Annotated in this window: 15 protein-coding genes and 1 pseudogene; 11 read left to right on the top strand and 5 right to left on the bottom strand. The window is 63.9% G+C overall.

What is annotated here, in order from left to right; translation table 11 throughout:
• Positions 1-54: 54 nt before the first annotated feature.
• Positions 55-639 carry an acyl carrier protein phosphodiesterase gene (locus ACVWZT_RS13625; protein WP_457469769.1) on the bottom strand — a complete coding sequence of 195 codons (585 nt, stop codon included), beginning with the start codon at positions 637-639 and terminating at the stop codon, positions 55-57.
• 150 nt (positions 640-789) lie between these two features.
• Here ACVWZT_RS13625 and ACVWZT_RS13620 point away from each other — a divergent pair, with 150 nt between their 5' ends.
• Both ACVWZT_RS13620 and ACVWZT_RS13615 read left to right on the top strand, forming a co-directional pair.
• Complete coding sequence (locus ACVWZT_RS13620; RefSeq protein ID WP_296234111.1) at positions 790-1092, top strand: ArsR/SmtB family transcription factor; 303 nt, start codon at positions 790-792, stop codon at positions 1090-1092.
• Between the two features lie 17 nt (positions 1093-1109).
• On the top strand, positions 1110-2159 hold the full coding sequence (locus tag ACVWZT_RS13615; protein WP_457469767.1) for an alkene reductase: 1050 nt from the start codon (positions 1110-1112) through the stop codon (positions 2157-2159).
• A 67-nt stretch (positions 2160-2226) separates the two neighbouring features.
• Here ACVWZT_RS13615 and ACVWZT_RS13610 read toward each other — a convergent pair whose 3' ends face one another.
• The 3 genes from ACVWZT_RS13610 to ACVWZT_RS13600 all read right to left on the bottom strand — a co-directional run bounded on the left by ACVWZT_RS13610 (position 2227) and on the right by ACVWZT_RS13600 (position 5116).
• Positions 2227-3093: an ATPase gene (locus ACVWZT_RS13610; protein WP_296234114.1), complete on the bottom strand. Its 867-nt coding sequence runs from the start codon at positions 3091-3093 to the stop codon at positions 2227-2229.
• Positions 3094-3180: 87 nt separating this feature from the next.
• Positions 3181-4176, bottom strand: a complete 996-nt coding sequence (locus tag ACVWZT_RS13605; RefSeq protein WP_457469764.1) for an NAD-dependent epimerase/dehydratase family protein — start codon at positions 4174-4176, stop codon at positions 3181-3183.
• Positions 4177-4225: 49 nt separating this feature from the next.
• Entirely contained in the window at positions 4226-5116 is an 891-nt protein-coding gene (locus tag ACVWZT_RS13600) for a LysR family transcriptional regulator ArgP (RefSeq protein ID WP_296234116.1), read from the bottom strand.
• 100 nt (positions 5117-5216) lie between these two features.
• Here ACVWZT_RS13600 and ACVWZT_RS13595 point away from each other — a divergent pair, with 100 nt between their 5' ends.
• Together ACVWZT_RS13595 and ACVWZT_RS13590 are read left to right on the top strand one after the other, a co-directional pair.
• Positions 5217-5816, top strand: coding sequence for a LysE/ArgO family amino acid transporter (locus ACVWZT_RS13595; RefSeq protein WP_296234117.1), 600 nt, complete (start codon positions 5217-5219; stop codon positions 5814-5816).
• A 299-nt stretch (positions 5817-6115) separates the two neighbouring features.
• Entirely contained in the window at positions 6116-6712 is a 597-nt protein-coding gene (locus tag ACVWZT_RS13590) for a superoxide dismutase (protein ID WP_003255187.1), read from the top strand.
• 120 nt (positions 6713-6832) lie between these two features.
• Here ACVWZT_RS13590 and ACVWZT_RS13585 read toward each other — a convergent pair.
• Positions 6833-7056: pseudogene (locus ACVWZT_RS13585) on the bottom strand (TIM barrel protein); the annotation flags it as partial.
• Positions 7057-7498: 442 nt separating this feature from the next.
• Between ACVWZT_RS13585 and ACVWZT_RS13580 the strand changes: the two are divergent.
• The 7 genes from ACVWZT_RS13580 to ACVWZT_RS13550 all read left to right on the top strand — a co-directional run bounded on the left by ACVWZT_RS13580 (position 7499) and on the right by ACVWZT_RS13550 (position 15792).
• The gene (locus tag ACVWZT_RS13580) at positions 7499-9553 is read left to right on the top strand and encodes a putative bifunctional diguanylate cyclase/phosphodiesterase (protein WP_296234118.1); all 2055 of its coding nucleotides are present in this window, start codon (positions 7499-7501) and stop codon (positions 9551-9553) included.
• Positions 9554-9709: 156 nt separating this feature from the next.
• Positions 9710-11047, top strand: coding sequence for an imelysin family protein (locus ACVWZT_RS13575; RefSeq protein ID WP_457469761.1), 1338 nt, complete (start codon positions 9710-9712; stop codon positions 11045-11047).
• A 142-nt stretch (positions 11048-11189) separates the two neighbouring features.
• A complete protein-coding gene (locus ACVWZT_RS13570) occupies positions 11190-11690 on the top strand; it encodes a hypothetical protein (RefSeq protein WP_457469759.1) in 501 nt (166 codons plus the stop codon).
• A complete protein-coding gene (locus ACVWZT_RS13565; RefSeq protein ID WP_296234122.1) occupies positions 11683-12069 on the top strand; it encodes a hypothetical protein in 387 nt (128 codons plus the stop codon). Before ACVWZT_RS13570 ends, ACVWZT_RS13565 begins: the two co-directional genes overlap by 8 nt.
• Positions 12070-12180: 111 nt before the next feature.
• Positions 12181-13608, top strand: a complete 1428-nt coding sequence (locus ACVWZT_RS13560) for a di-heme oxidoreductase family protein (protein WP_457469757.1) — start codon at positions 12181-12183, stop codon at positions 13606-13608.
• Between the two features lie 19 nt (positions 13609-13627).
• On the top strand, positions 13628-14692 hold the full coding sequence (locus tag ACVWZT_RS13555) for an imelysin family protein (protein WP_296234126.1): 1065 nt from the start codon (positions 13628-13630) through the stop codon (positions 14690-14692).
• Between the two features lie 2 nt (positions 14693-14694).
• Positions 14695-15792 carry a DUF1513 domain-containing protein gene (locus ACVWZT_RS13550; RefSeq protein WP_296234128.1) on the top strand — a complete coding sequence of 366 codons (1098 nt, stop codon included), beginning with the start codon at positions 14695-14697 and terminating at the stop codon, positions 15790-15792.
• Positions 15793-15888: the final 96 nt, after the last annotated feature.

Below are 15888 nucleotides of genomic sequence, written 5' to 3'. Positions count from 1 at the left end.
GCTTTTCAGGACCGGCGTCTTCGCGGGTGTGCCTGCGAAGACTCCGGCACAGGCCTAACTGCCTGACATCCGCCCCGCCGCCGCGTACGCCTGCAATTGCGGATAGAATTCACGAAAATCCGCCAGCAACGGCTCGTATAGCCGTTCCAGCTCTCCCATTACCCCCAGCATCCCCTCCGGCCGCGACAGCCGTCGGGCAATGCCGTTGAACACCTGTTCCAGCGTGGCGAAATCACCATACGCGCCCAGCCAGTCATCCGCCGCCATCAACGGTGCAATCCGCGCCAGCCGCCCGGGCAGCTCGGGTTCCGCCAACAGCACTCGATAAAACGCCTCAGTGAACTGCTCCAGCGGTTGCTCGGCATAATCCTGCCAATGCCGGGCCAGGCAGTGATCGAAGAACACATCCACAACGATGCCGGCAAAGCGCCGCCGCTCAGGTGGAAAACGTGCCAGTGCCGCGAGTACCAACGGATGCTGGTCGGTATAGCTGTCGATTCGACGGTGCAGCCGGATGGCCGCCTCCAGCGCAGGCGGGAAGCGCCCTTCCAGCGGGCCTTTGACAAAATCGCCATACAGGCTGCCAAGCAGTTGTTGCGGCGCCGGGCCGCCCAGATGAAGGTGTGCGAGGTAGTTCATGGGCGCAGTCTAGCACCGTCTGCGCCTATATCGTTATAACGCGATATATCGATTCGTACGCCACTCAGAACGTCTTCGTATTTGTATATCGGTAGTTCACGATTTACATTTCGGCCTATCGCGATATACCGCTACAACGAGCCTCAACCCATGCCTCTCGATCTCGACGAAATCATAAAAGCGCTGGCCCACCCAGTCAGACGAGAAATCCTCGGCTGGCTGAAAGACCCGGCAGGGCACTTCCCGGACCAATACCACAGCACCGAGAACGGCGTCTGTGCCGGGCAGATCGATCAACGCTGCGGCCTGTCGCAATCAACCGTCTCTGCCCACCTGGCCACCCTGCAGCGCGCCGGGTTGGTCAGCAGCCAGAAGATCGGCCAGTGGCATTTCTTCAAACGCAACGAAACCACCATCCAGGCGTTTCTCGAACAATTGCGCCAAGCACTCTGAACAGGCAGGTAACCTTCATGACCACGCTTTTCGATCCGATTACCCTGGGCGACCTGCAATTGCCCAACCGCATCATCATGGCCCCGCTCACCCGCTGCCGCGCCGATGAAGGCCGCGTGCCCAATGCGCTGATGGCCGAGTACTACGTGCAGCGCGCCAGTGCCGGGCTGATCCTCAGCGAGGCGACCTCGGTCAGCCCCATGGGTGTCGGCTACCCGGATACCCCCGGCATCTGGAACGACGAGCAGGTACGTGGCTGGAACAATGTGACCAAGGCCGTGCATGCAGCGGGCGGGCGCATTTTCCTGCAGCTGTGGCACGTCGGTCGCATCTCCCACCCTAGCTACCTGAACGGCGAACTGCCGGTAGCCCCCAGTGCAATCCAGCCCAAGGGCCATGTGAGCCTGGTACGCCCGCTCAGTGACTACCCCACCCCGCGCGCGTTGGAAACAGAGGAAATCGCCGACATCGTCGAGGCCTACCGCAGCGGTGCCGAGAATGCCAAGGCCGCAGGCTTCGATGGCGTAGAAATTCATGGTGCCAACGGCTACCTGCTCGACCAGTTCCTGCAAAGCAGCACCAACCAGCGCACCGACCGCTACGGCGGCTCGCTGGAAAACCGTGCGCGCCTGCTGCTGGAGGTCACCGACGCGGCCATCGAGGTATGGGGGGCGAACCGTGTCGGCGTGCACCTGGCGCCACGCGCCGATGCCCATGACATGGGCGATGCCGACCGCGCCGAAACCTTCACCTATGTCGCCCGCGAGCTGGGCAAACGGGGCATTGCCTTCATCTGCTCACGCGAGCGGGAGGCCGATGACAGCATCGGACCGTTGATCAAGCAAGCGTTCGGCGGCCCGTACATCGTCAACGAGCGCTTCGACAAGGCCAGCGCCAATGCGGCCCTGGCCAGTGGCAAGGCGGATGCGGTGGCGTTCGGCGTGCCGTTCATCGCCAACCCGGACCTGCCGGCACGGCTGGCGGCGGATGCGCCGTTGAATGAAGCGCGGCCGGAGACCTTCTATGGCAAGGGGCCGGTGGGTTACATCGACTATCCACGGTTGTAACCGGGATTGCCGGGGCCGCTTTGCGGCCCTGTGTCGCGAAAGGAGGGCAACGCCCTCCCCGGCCCTGTCACGGCCGGGCGTTGATCTGCTGCTGCAGGTTCTGGATCTGGCTCTGCAAGGTATTCAGGTTGCGGGTCGTCTGCGCACGGAAGGCATCGAACTCCTGCACCGAAGCACCACTGGCAGCCGCCGCCGGACGATTGTCGATCTGGCTCTTGAGCACCAACATGTCCTGCTCCAGGTCCTGGATAGCCGCGCTCGGGTTACCCTGCTTCTTCAGCGCCGCCACCTCGCCGCTCAGGCTCTTGAGCTGACCATCCAGCTTGCCATTGTCGGCCTGTGCGGCCTTCAGTGCGGCAACCTGTTCACCAAGGCCCTTGAGCTGGGCATCCAGTTTGCCCCCATCGACCTGGCCCGAGCGCAACGCGGCCAGTTCGCCGTTCACTTGCTTCAGTTGCGCCTGCAACTGGCTCTGCAGCTCGGTCACGGCCTTCTGCTGTTCACGGGTATCGGCCAGCACCTGCTCCAGGCGCTTGCCCAGGTCACCGGTCTGCCCGGCCACCCCCTTCTGCAACTGACGAAGCTGCAGTTTCAAGGCCTCGCTATTGGTAGTGGCCCCCGACTCGCTGGCCGCGACCTTGCCGCTGATGGCCTGCAGGCGCCCGGCCGCTTCCTCGCTGATGCGGGCAAAGCTTTCCTGGGTCGCCACCAGTTGCTGTTCCATCAGGGAAATCTGCTGGAAGCTCCACCAGCCGAGGCCCGCCAAGGCGATGAACGAGGCCCCGAGCAAGGCCCAAAGAGGCGCCGTACTGGCCCCGCGGGCGGCTTTCTGGCGGCTGCGCACCACGTGCGCGGGCATCAGTTCGTCATCGTCATGCGTGCCGGCCCGCAGGGTAGGCACGTCATCGTAGTCATCATGAGCATGGTTACGCATGGATACATTCAACCGCGGTAGTCGCAAAGAGGCACGAGTATAAACCGCCAGCGCGGCGCGTTGATGACCATCGTCGGCCCGTCGGCCTCATGGTCCTGGCGGCTGGTGCTGCCACCAGGCGCAGAATTCATCCAGCGCCGTCCACAGGCTGACCTTGGGATGGTAGTCCAGATACTGCCGGGCGCGGCTGATATCCAGGGTGAAATCGCGGCTCATTACCTGCATGCCCAGGCGTGACAGGGTCGGTTGCGGGCGTCCCGGCCATAGCAGGCAGGCCGCCTCGTTCAGCGCAGCCAGGCTGTAGGCCAGGCCGTAGGAACGGTAGCGGGTGACTTGCGGCAACTGCATCTTGCGCATCACGTAATTGACCACATCCCATAGCGGCAATGGCTGGCCGTTGCTGATGTTGTAGGCCTGGCCCAGCGCCCGGTCGGCGGCGAACAAGGCACTGAACAGCGCCTCGTTGAGGTTGTGCACACTGGTGAAATCCACCTTGTTCAGGCCGTTGCCGACGATTGCCATGCGGCCCTTGCGCTGCATTTGCATCAGCCGCGGAAAAATACTGGCGTCGCCGGCCCCGGTGACAAAACGTGGGCGCAGCGCCAGCACCTCGAGGCCGAACTCCCGGGCACCGAACACCTTCTGCTCGGCCAGGTACTTGGTCTGCCCATAGTGGTCGTGGAAGCGACGCGGCACCTGGTCTTCGCGGATATCCAGGCGCGAGCGGCCGTTGAAGTAGATGGACGGCGACGACAGGTGCACCAGGCGGCGCACGTGCTCCTTGAGGCAGCCCTCGACCACGTTCTCGGTGACCACCACGTTGCCTTGGTAGAAGTCCTGGTAGCGCCCCCAGTTGCCCACCGCGCCGGCGCAGTGCACCACGGCCTCGACGCCCTGGCAGAGGCGACGGGCCAGCTCGGCATCGCCGAGGTCGCCGGGGATGAACTGGGCGCCGCGCTTGACCAGGTGCTCGACCCCTTCCGCGCGGCGGCCGCTGACCCGCACGTCCAGGCCCTGCTCAAGGGCAAAGCGCGCAAAGCGCCCGCCAATGAAGCCGCTCGCGCCGGTGACCAGAATTCGCATGTAAGACTCCGTCTTGCCAGATTTCAGATGCAACTGACGCCAGCCGTGGCTACAAGGGCACCAGCCATTGCCGTGCGCAGTGGCGCAGATGCTCGGTCAGTTGCGCGAGCAGTTGCCCGCCGTTGCGCCAATGATGCCAGTACAACGGCACATCGATGGGGGTATCGCTGCAGATTTCCACCAATTGCCCGCCAGCCAGTTGATCACGGGCTTGCAGTTCGGGCACCAGGCCCCAACCCAGGCCGGCTTCGGTCATGCGCAGGAAACCTTCCGAGGACGGGCACAGGTGGTGCAGGAAACCACCGTCGATGCCCAGCGATGCCAGGTAACGGTGCTGCAGGAAGTCGTCCGGGCCGTAGACGATCGCCGGCGTACGGGCCAGGCGGCCCGCAGCGAAACCCTGGGGAAAATGCCGCGCCATGAACCCGGGGCTGGCCAGTGCCCGGTAACGCATGGCGCCCAGTGGCAGGCTACGCGCTCCGGCCACCGGGCGCTCGCTGGCGCACAGACAGGCTGCCACTTCGCCGGCACGCATGCGCTTCAGGCCTACTTCCTGGTCTTCCACCACCAGGTCGGTCAGCACCTTGTGCTGCGCGCAGAAATTGCCCACCGCAGCGGCCCACCAGGTGGCCAGGCTGTCGGCGTTGAGGGCGATGCGCAGGCGCTCCGGCATGCCGCCCTCGTCCAGCGCCGGCACCTGGCGTTGCAGGTCGCGTTCGAGCAGGCGCACCTGTTGCACATGGTTGAGCAACTGACGACCGACTTCGGTCGTGCCTGGCGGTGTGGCTCGTACCAGCACCGGCTGGCCGACCCGCGCCTCGAGCAGCTTGATGCGCTGGGATATGGCCGACTGCGACAGGCCCAGCACCTGCGCCGCGCGCTCGAAACCACCTTGTTCGATCACCGCCGCGAGGGCGGCCAGCAGTTTGTAGTCGAACATCGATTTTCCTAATGCCTGATCAGCGTTATTTGTTTTTCTTATATAACCCGTTTGCGCACAATGGCCAGCATCTTTTCTCGACACTCCTGGAGATCTGGCCATGTGGCAGAGCTATCTCAACGGCATGCTGGTGGCCTTCGGCCTGATCATGGCCATCGGCGCCCAGAACGCCTTCGTTCTCGCCCAGAGCCTGCGCCGCGAGCATCACCTGCCGGTGGCAGCGCTATGTATTCTCTGTGACGCGGTCCTGGTGGCAGCCGGGGTGTTCGGCCTGGCCACCGTGCTGGCGCACAACCCGACCTTGCTGGCGGTCGCCCGTTGGGGCGGCGCGGTATTCCTGATCTGGTACGGCACCAAGGCGTTGCGCAGCGCCTGCTCCCGGCAGAGCCTGCAGCATCAGCAGGGCCAAGGCGCACGCTCACGCCGCGCGGTGCTGCTCAGCGCCCTGGCGGTGACCCTGCTGAACCCGCACGTGTATCTCGACACGGTGTTGCTGATCGGCTCGCTGGGGGCCCAGCAGAGCGCGCCTGGGGCCTATGTGGCCGGGGCTGCCAGCGCCTCGCTGGTGTGGTTTTCGACCCTGGCGATTGGCGCAGCCTGGCTGGCGCCGTGGCTGGCACGGCCAGCGACCTGGCGCATGCTGGACCTGATGGTCGCGGTCATGATGTTCGCGGTGGCGGCGCAGTTGGTCTTCAGCTGAACACCGGTTTTCCGCTTCGCAGCCCAGCGTGCCGGGCCGCGCGGCTCCCCTGGTGTGAGGCAGGCCGCGGGTACAGGGGTTTCCGTACACGCGCCTGCCTGCAAACGACCACCACTGATCGCCACCCGCCAACCGCTCTGGAACCTCTATTCCCTATCTTTGTTGCGTGGTTATGCGCCGGGCCCGGTGCTATGATCCAGCCCTTGCGTCGCAAAGAGTACAATCTCGCTGACGCTGATCGGGCCGCCCGTGATCGGCCTTGCGCAAACCGCAAACAGACCTGAATCAGGAGATCCACCATGGCTTTTGAATTGCCGCCGCTGCCGTACGCCCACGATGCCCTGCAGCCGCACATCTCCAAGGAAACCCTGGAGTATCACCACGACAAGCACCACAACACCTATGTCGTGAACCTGAACAACCTGGTCCCAGGCACCGAATTCGAAGGCAAGACCCTGGAAGAGATCGTCAAGAGCTCTTCGGGCGGTATCTTCAACAACGCCGCTCAAGTCTGGAACCACACCTTCTACTGGAACTGCCTGTCGCCAAACGGCGGCGGCCAGCCGACCGGTGCCCTGGCTGATGCCATCAACGCCGCTTTCGGTTCCTTCGACAAGTTCAAGGAAGAGTTCACCAAGACGTCGGTTGGCACCTTCGGTTCCGGCTGGGGCTGGCTGGTGAAGAAGGCTGACGGTTCCCTGGCCCTGGCCAGCACCATCGGCGCCGGCTGCCCGCTGACCAGCGGCGACACCCCGCTGCTGACCTGCGACGTCTGGGAACACGCCTACTACATCGACTACCGCAACCTGCGTCCGAAGTACGTCGAGGCGTTCTGGAACCTGGTCAACTGGGCCTTCGTTGCCGAACAGTTCGAAGGCAAGACCTTCAAGGCCTGAGTCGTTCAGCCTCGAGCAGGAAGCCCGGCCACCCCGGGCCTCTTGCCAAAAATCCGATGCCAGCCCCCTGGCATCGGATTTTTTTTCAGGGCATTTGCCCAGGGTCGGCACGCAAGGCGTTCATGAGACGTATCGTTCAAGCCAGCCGAGGCTATCGGCAGTAGACCCCGCAGGCCGGTATTCACACCCGATCCACCCCGTATAGCCGCGCTGCTCCAGCGCCGTGAACAGTCCTGCAATGTCCATCTGCCCTGTCCCAGGCTGATGCCGCCCCGGGCAATCGGCCACCTGCACATGCACCGTGCGCTCTCGAAGAACTGCGCCAGCACATCGTCCGCATTTCCGCAGTGCCAACTGTAAATAAGCTTTCCCCCGCCCTGCCCCGCAACAATTTGATAACGCTTTCATCCGCAGTGCCTGCCTGATGGCGGATGCTGTGCTCGTCTGCATGCGTAGCCGGGTATCACTTTGTATTGCGAGGAGCCACCGTTTCTCCAACGGCGTGGCAAACCAGGTCCGCTCCACAGGCCTTCTGCACGAAGAGTGTGCCACGCCTGTGGCAGCGGCCCTCGCCCGCAAAGCAACCCGCCCGCTTGTCACCTGCGCCCGCCCCGCAAAACGCTTGCTCAGCCCGCATACCGCGCTAACATCAAACCTTTGGAAGATTGCTACAGCGCATTCAAGTTGCGGGGTAAGGCAACCGATACACTGCTCATGGCCGGCCGGTAGTGTATCGTCATCGTTGATGGCAAAATGATGCCATGCGCATGGATTAAGGAAACCCCATTGAAGCTGGAATTGCGGAACAGCTTGTCGGTCAAGTTGCTCAGGGTCGTGCTGCTGTCGGCGCTGGTGGTCGGCGTCGTGCTCAGCTGTGCGCAAATCATCTACGACACCTACAAGACCCGCCAGGCCGTGAACAACGATGCCCAGCGCATCCTCGACATGTTCCGCGACCCTTCGACCCAGGCGGTGTACAGCCTCGACCGGGAAATGGGCATGCAAGTGATGGAAGGCCTGTTCCAGGATGAGTCGGTGCGCATGGCCTCCATCGGCCACCCCAACGAAACCATGCTGGCAGAAAAATCCCGTCCGCTGCGGGACACGACCATGCGCTGGCTGACCGACCTTATCCTCGGCCAGGAACGCACCTACACCACGCAACTGGTCGGCCGCGGCCCCTACAGCGAATACTACGGCGACCTGAACATCACTCTCGACACCTCGGCCTACGGCGAGGACTTCCTGATCAACGCCGTGATCATCTTCATTTCCGGCGTACTACGGGCCCTGGCCATGGGCATGGTGCTGTATCTGGTCTACCACTGGTTATTGACCAAGCCACTGTCGAAGATCATCGAGCACCTCACCCAGATCAACCCCGACCGCCCCAGCCAGCACCAGTTGCCACTGCTCAAGGGCCACGAAAAGAACGAACTGGGCCTTTGGGTGAATACCGCCAACCAGTTGCTGGCCTCGATCGAGCGCAACACCCACTTGCGCCACGAGGCAGAAAACAGCCTGCAACGCATGGCCCAGTACGACTTTCTCACTGGCCTGCCCAACCGCCAGCAGCTGCAACAGCAGCTGGACAAGATCCTCATCGACGGCGGCCGCCTGCAACACCGGGTGGCGGTACTGTGCCTGGGGCTCGACGATTTCAAGGGCATCAACGAGCAATTCAGCTACCAGGTCGGTGACCAGCTGCTGCTGGCCCTGGCCGACCGCCTGCGCGCCCACAGTAGCCGCCTGGGTGCCCTGGCCCGGCTGGGCGGCGACCAGTTCGCCCTGGTGCAGGCCAATATCGAGCAACCCTACGAGGCGGCCGAACTGGCGCAAAGCATCCTCGATGACCTGGAAGTGCCGTTCGACCTCGACCACCACCGACAGATCCGACTGCGCGCCACCATCGGCATCACCCTGTTCCCGGAGGACGGCGACAGCACCGAGAAACTGCTACAGAAAGCCGAACAGACCATGACCCTGGCCAAGGCCCGGTCGCGTAACCGCTACCAGTTCTATATCGCCAGCGTCGACAGCGAGATGCGTCGCCGCCGCGAGTTGGAAAAAGACCTGCGCGAAGCCCTGCCGCGCAACCAGTTGTACCTGGTGTACCAGCCGCAGGTCAGCTACCGCGACCACCGAGTGGTCGGTGTCGAGGCGTTGCTGCGCTGGCAGCACCCGGAACTGGGCATGGTACCGCCGGACCAGTTCATCCCCCTCGCCGAACAGAACGGCAGCATCATCGCCATTGGCGAGTGGGTACTCGACCAGGCCTGCCGGCAACTGCGCGAATGGCATGACATGGGCTTCAGCGACCTGCGCATGGCAGTCAACCTGTCCACCGTGCAGTTGCACCACAACGAACTGCCGCGGGTGGTCAACAACCTGCTGCAGGCCTACCGCCTGCCCCCGCGCAGCCTGGAGCTGGAGGTGACCGAAACCGGCCTGATGGAAGACATCAGCACCGCCGCCCAGCACCTGCTGAGCCTGCGCCGCTCCGGGGCGCTGATTGCCATCGACGACTTTGGCACCGGCTACTCTTCGCTCAGTTACCTGAAATCGCTGCCGCTGGACAAGATCAAGATCGACAAGAGCTTCGTCCAGGACCTGCTGGACGACGATGACGACGCCACCATCGTTCGCGCGATCATCCAGCTGGGCAAGAGCCTGGGCATGCAGGTGATCGCCGAAGGCGTGGAAACCGTCGAACAGGAAACGTATATCATTGCCCAGGGTTGCCACGAGGGCCAGGGCTACCACTACAGCAAGCCGTTGCCAGCCCGCGAGCTGACCAACTTCCTCAAACAGGCGCAGCGCAACCAGGTGTCGATGACCTGAAGCACCCCAGCAGCCGCTGGGCGTAGCCGCCGCCGGCATAATTTGCATAGCGCCCCTTTACAGCAAATGCAAATCTTTCGCATGATGTTGTCGTTTCGCGTGCCACGGCGCACGGTCTCCCCCTTGGTCCAACCACACGACGCAGGAAAACCAATAATGATTCGAATGCCTCTGGCCTCCGCCAGTCTGCTGGCCATTGCCATCGCTCTCGCCGGTTGCGGTGAAGGCAAGGACGACAAGGCCGCCGCGCCGCAAGCCCAGGCACCGGCTGCCGCCAGCACCACCACTGCAGCGCCCGGGGCTGTCGACGAGGCTGCCGGCAAAGCCGTAGTCAAGCATTACGCCGAGCTGGTGCATGCCGTGTACAGCGACTCCCTGAGCACTGCCAAGACCCTGCAGAACGCAGTCGACGCGTTCCTGGCCAAGCCCAACGACGAAACCCTGAAGGCCGCCCGGGACGCCTGGGTCGCCTCGCGCGTACCGTACCTGCAGAGCGAAGTGTTCCGCTTCGGCAACACCATCATCGACGACTGGGAAGGCCAGGTGAACGCCTGGCCGCTGGATGAAGGCCTGATCGACTACGTCGACAAGAGCTACGAGCATGCCCTGGGCAACCCGGCAGCCAGCGCCAACATCATCGCCAACAGCGAGATCCAGGTCGGCGAAGAGAAGATCGACGTCAAGCAGATCACCCCCGAGAAACTCGCCAGCCTGAACGAGCTGGGCGGTTCCGAGGCCAACGTCGCTACCGGCTACCACGCCATCGAGTTCCTGCTCTGGGGCCAGGACCTGAATGGCACCGGCCCGGGCGCAGGCAACCGCCCGGCCTCGGACTACCTGGAAGGCAAGGGCGCCACCGGCGGCCACAACGACCGCCGTCGCGCCTACCTGAAAGCGGTCACCGACCTGCTGGTCAAGGACCTCGAAGAAATGGTCGGCAACTGGGCTCCGAACGTTGCCGACAACTACCGCGCCAAGCTGGAAGCCGAGCCGGTAAACGACGGCCTGCGCAAGATGCTGTTCGGCATGGGCAGCCTGTCGCTGGGCGAACTGGCGGGCGAGCGCATGAAGGTTTCGCTGGAAGCCAACTCGCCGGAAGACGAGCACGATTGCTTCAGCGACAACACCCACTATTCGCACTTCTATGACGCCAAGGGCATCCGCAACGTCTACCTGGGCGAGTACACCCGCCCGGACGGCAGCAAGGTGACCGGCCCAAGCCTGTCGTCGCTGGTGGCCAAGGTCGACCCGGCTGCCGACGCCACCCTCAAGGCCGATCTGGAAGCCACCGAAGCCAAGATCCAGGTGATCGTCGACCACGCCCTCAAGGGTGAGCACTACGACCAGCTGATCGCCGCCGACAACGCTGCCGGCAACCAGATCGTGCGTGACGCCATCGCCGCCCTGGTCAAACAGACTGGTGCGATCGAACAGGCTGCGGGCAAGCTGGGTATTGCCAACCTGAACCCGGATACTGCGGATCACGAGTTCTGATCTGCTAACGGCGCTTCAACCAGACGCCCGGCCTTGTGCCGGGCGTTTTCGTTTGCCCGGCAGGGGCAACGCTTCCCGCTGGCCACTGGTTGGCTTGACGCCCATGCTGGCGACCTTCTTGGAATCCCATACAGGAGGTACCGTGCTGCAGATTCTGGATGTGTGGGGGGAAGGCCGCATCGTGCAACGCATGAATGGGTACGACCTGGTTACCGGCTTCAACAATGCCTACAACCTGAACAAGGCTGGCCAACTCGTTTCCAACGGCCCCGACACTGGCAAGCGTATCCCCAACCTGATCATCGTCTACGAATACGACGCACCCGATTTCCCGCTCGACTCCTACCAGATTCCGCATGTCACCCTGATGGGTGCCCCAATCACGCAGCACGTCGCCGAGGAGATGTGCCGGGTGGTTGCACGCCCCGGCAAGATCTACCTGTACGACCCCAACGAAACCGACCGACGCAGGTTCGAGTCAGTCGCCTTCGCGCAGGGCCTGCAACTGCTGGGGCGCTTTGCCCCCGCCAGACTCGAGCCCCCCTTCAACGAAATCACCTTGCTCGCGGCCTATGTCTATCGCGCCCCGAGCGGCCCGTTGCCACGACCGGACATCCACCAAGAGGAAATGCCCCATGGCTAGCGTGACCTACCTGCGTTCCATCGCCAACAACACCCCCTACACCCTGACCCTGATCGACGGTGAAAACCGCAGCCATAGCCTGGCAATCGGCGCCCAGCACGTCTGGAATGGCTCGCTGGCCATACCCTGGATCGGTAAATCGGAAGAAAACAACAAAGCCATGCGGCTGATCCTTGGCCCGGCTGCCAAGACCAGTATCTGGATCTTCCAGGATTACTGGGAACCCGCCCACAAGGATGCGATCAAGTTCCTCAGCGCCTCGGCGATGGATTACACCAGCCTGGAAATCGAAGAGGTGGCAGGTGACAATCGCCATGGCGGCAACAAGAACCTGATCGTCAGCCTGGTCAACCGGCAATTCGAGCTGTACATGGCCTGAGCTGTTCCTGGTAGCGACGATTTCATCAGGCAAACGCAAATTGCTCTTATTCAAAGATCCTGGGCCTGCTAAGCTTGCACGCCGGTTTTTCGCTCACGCCCAGGATTCTCGATGTCCTCGTCGCTGTTTCGACTCTCCCCCCTGCTGCTGGCCTTTGCCCTCGCCGCTTGTGACGACGCGCCGCGTTTCACCCAGGCCGAGCCCGGCGAAGCGTTGTCGGCTGGCACGGCGACCGTGCAACGCAATGACCGCAACGCCTATTCCCTGCCCTCGGCCAACCTCTCGCCAGAGCGGCGCCTGGATTTCGCCGTGGGCAACAGTTTCTTTCGCAACCCTTGGGTGATCGCCCCGTCCACCACCACGGCACGTGACGGCCTGGGCCCATTGTTCAACACCAATGCCTGCCAGAACTGCCACGTGCGCGACGGCCGCGGCCACCCGCCAGAGCCGGGCGACAGCAACGCAGTGTCGATGCTGGTGCGCCTGTCGATCCCCGACCAGCCCTACCTGGCCAAGGTGGTCGAGCGCCTCGGCGTGGTGCCGGAGCCGGTCTATGGCACCCAGTTGCAGGACATGGCCATCCCCGGCGTGGCACCGGAAGGCAAGGTACGGGTCAGCTATACCCAGGAAACGCTGACGTTCAAGGATGGTTACCAGGTCGAGCTGCGCAAGCCGGCCCTGCAGATCACCCAGCTCGGCTATGGCGCGATGCACCCCGACACGCGTTTTTCGGCGCGGGTGGCGCCGCCGATGATCGGCCTGGGCCTGCTCGAAGCCATCCCCGAAGCCGACCTGCTGGCCAACGAAGACCCGGACGACCGCAACCACGACGGTATCCGCGGGCGCGCCAACCGGGTATGGGACGACGCCCTGGGCAAGACCGTGGTCGGCCGCTTCGGCTGGAAGGCCGGGCAGCCCAACGTCAACCAGCAGAACGTGCACGCCCTTGCCGGCGACATGGGCCTGACCACCACCCTGCAACCCAATGACGATTGCACGCCGGCCCAGGCCGCCTGCCTGGCCGCCCCCAACGGTGACGGTGCCGATGGCGAGAAGGAAGTCAGCGACAACATCCTGCGCCTGGTCACCTTCTACACCCGCAACCTGGCCGTGCCGGCGCGCCGTGACGTGGGCGCGCCAGAGGTACTGGCCGGCAAGAACCTGTTCTACCAGGCCGGCTGCCAGGGCTGCCACACACCGCAGTTCACCACGGCCGCCAATGCCACCGAGCCGGAGCTGGCCAACCAGCTGATTCGCCCCTACAGCGACCTGCTGCTGCATGACATGGGCCCGGGCCTGGCTGACGAACGCACCGAATTCGCCGCCAACGGCCAGGACTGGCGTACCCCGCCATTGTGGGGCATCGGCCTGAGCGAAACGGTCAGCGGCCACAGCCAGTTCCTGCACGATGGCCGCGCCCGCAACCTGCTCGAAGCCGTGCTCTGGCACGGCGGCGAAGCAGAGGCAGCGCGCAATGTCGTGCTCACTTTCGATGCCGGGCAGCGCGCCGCGTTGCTGGCTTTCCTGAACTCACTTTGAAACGCGCATAGGAGCCGGCATGTTCCGACCCAAACTGTTGTTCACCAGCCTCGCCGCACTCGCCCTCGGTGCCTGCTCGCCGCAGGACCCGCAAGCCGTGACCTCCGCTGCAATTGCCAAGCAGGTGATCCTGCCCACCTACAGCCGCTGGGTCGAAGCCGACCGCATGCTGGCCGCCAGCGCCCTGGCCTATTGCGAAGGCAAGGAAACCCTGGACAAGGCCCGTGCCGACTTCCTCAACGCGCAAAAGGCCTGGGCCGAGCTGCAACCGCTGCTGGTCGGCCCGCTGGCTGAAGGCAATCGCGCCTGGCAGGTACAGTTCTGGCCCGACAAGAAAAACCTGGTCGGTCGCCAGGTCGAGCAACTGGTCAGCGCCGACACACCGGTCGATGCCGAGGCCTTGGGCAAGGCCAGTGTCGTGGTGCGTGGCCTTTCGGCCTACGAATACATCCTGTTTGACAGCAAGCCGGACATCGCCACGGCCGAGCAGAAGGCCCGCTACTGCCCGCTGTTGGTCGCTATCGGTGAACACCAGAAGGCGCTGGCCGAAGATATCCTCAAGCGCTGGAACAGCACCGACGGCATGCTGTCGCAGATGACCAAGTTCCCCAACCAGCGCTACGCCGACTCTCATGAGGCGATCGCCGACCTGCTGCGTGCCCAGGTCACTGCGCTGGACAGCCTGAAGAAGAAGCTCGGCGCGCCGATGGGGCGCCAGAGCAAGGGCATCCCGCAGCCGCTGCAGGCCGAAGCCTGGCGCAGCCACAACTCGCTGAACAGCCTGCAGGCCAGCCTCAAGGCCGCCGAAGCGGTGTGGGTCGGGGTCGACAACCAGGGCCTGCGCGGCCTGCTACCCAGCGACCAGAAAGCCCTGGCGGACAAGATCGACGATGCCTACGCGAGCGCGCTCAAACTGCTGGCCGACAACCACAAGACCCTGGGTGAACTGCTGGCCGACGAGGCCGGCCAGCAAACCCTCAACCAGATCTACGACAGCCTCAACGTCGTCCATCGCCTGCATGAAGGCGAGTTGGCCAAGGCGTTGAACATCCAGCTGGGCTTCAATGCCAACGACGGTGACTGATCATGCTGCGACGCCAGGCCCTCAAACTCGGTAGCGTATTGCTCAGCGCCCTCACCCTGGGCGGCTGGAGCCTGTTCCGCAACAAAGGCAGCGAACCGCTGCTGCTGTCGGCGCGTGACGACGGCGACGGCAAGCACTACGCGGTCGGGTTCCGCCTGGACGGTACCCAGGTATTCAGCACCCAGGTCGCCCAGCGTTGCCATGCCATCATCCATCACCCGCAACTGCCGATCGCCCTGTTCGTCGCCCGCCGCCCCGGCACCGAAAGCTACCTGGTAGACCTGCGCGACGGGCGCCTGTTGCAAACCGTACACTCGCAACCGAACCGGCATTTCTACGGCCATGCGGTGGTGCACAAGAGTGGCGAATGGCTATACGCCACCGAGAACGACACCACCGACCCCGGGCGTGGCGTGCTCGGCGTGTACCGCTTCGCGGGTGAACGCCTGGTGCACAGCGGCGAACTGCCGACCCACGGCATCGGCCCGCACGAGCTGGCCTGGTTGCCAGACGGCGAGACACTGGTGGTGGCCAACGGCGGTATCCGCACCGAAGCCGAAAGCCGGGTGGAGATGAACCTCGACGCCATGCAGCCGAGCCTGGTGCTGATGCAGCGCGACGGTACCCTGCTGAGCAAGGAAACCCTGGCCCAGCAGATGAACAGCGTACGCCACCTGGCGGTGGGCAGCGACGGCACCATCGCCGCCTGCCAGCAATTCATGGGGGCTGCCGACGAGACCGCCGAGCTGCTGGCGATCAAGCGTCCGGGCGAGCCATTCAAAGCCTTCCCGGTGCCGCAGCAGCAGTTGCAGGCCATGGCGCAGTACACCGCCAGTGTCGCCATCCACAGCGAGTTGCGGCTGGTCGCGCTGACCGCGCCACGGGCCAACCGCCTGTTCATCTGGCACCTGGACACCGGCGCGGTGCGGCTGGACGCACCGATGCCTGATTGCGCCGGGGTTGGCGCGGTACAGGATGGTTTCGTGGTTACCTCCGGGCAAGGCCGTTGCCGCTTCTATGACTGCCGCAAGACCGAACTGGTCGGGCAGCCGCTGAACCTGCCGTCCGGTTTCTGGGATAATCACCTGCACCTGGTCTGATCTTCGGGTTGGCCGTACTGACCATATCGCGGCTGAAGCCGCCCCTACAGGGACCGCACAAGCCGCCGACCACGCGCCCCCTGTAGGAGCGGCTTC

The sequence above is a fragment of the Pseudomonas sp. TE21394 genome, assembly GCF_054057835.1.
This window is presented reverse-complemented; position numbering and strand designations above follow the sequence as displayed.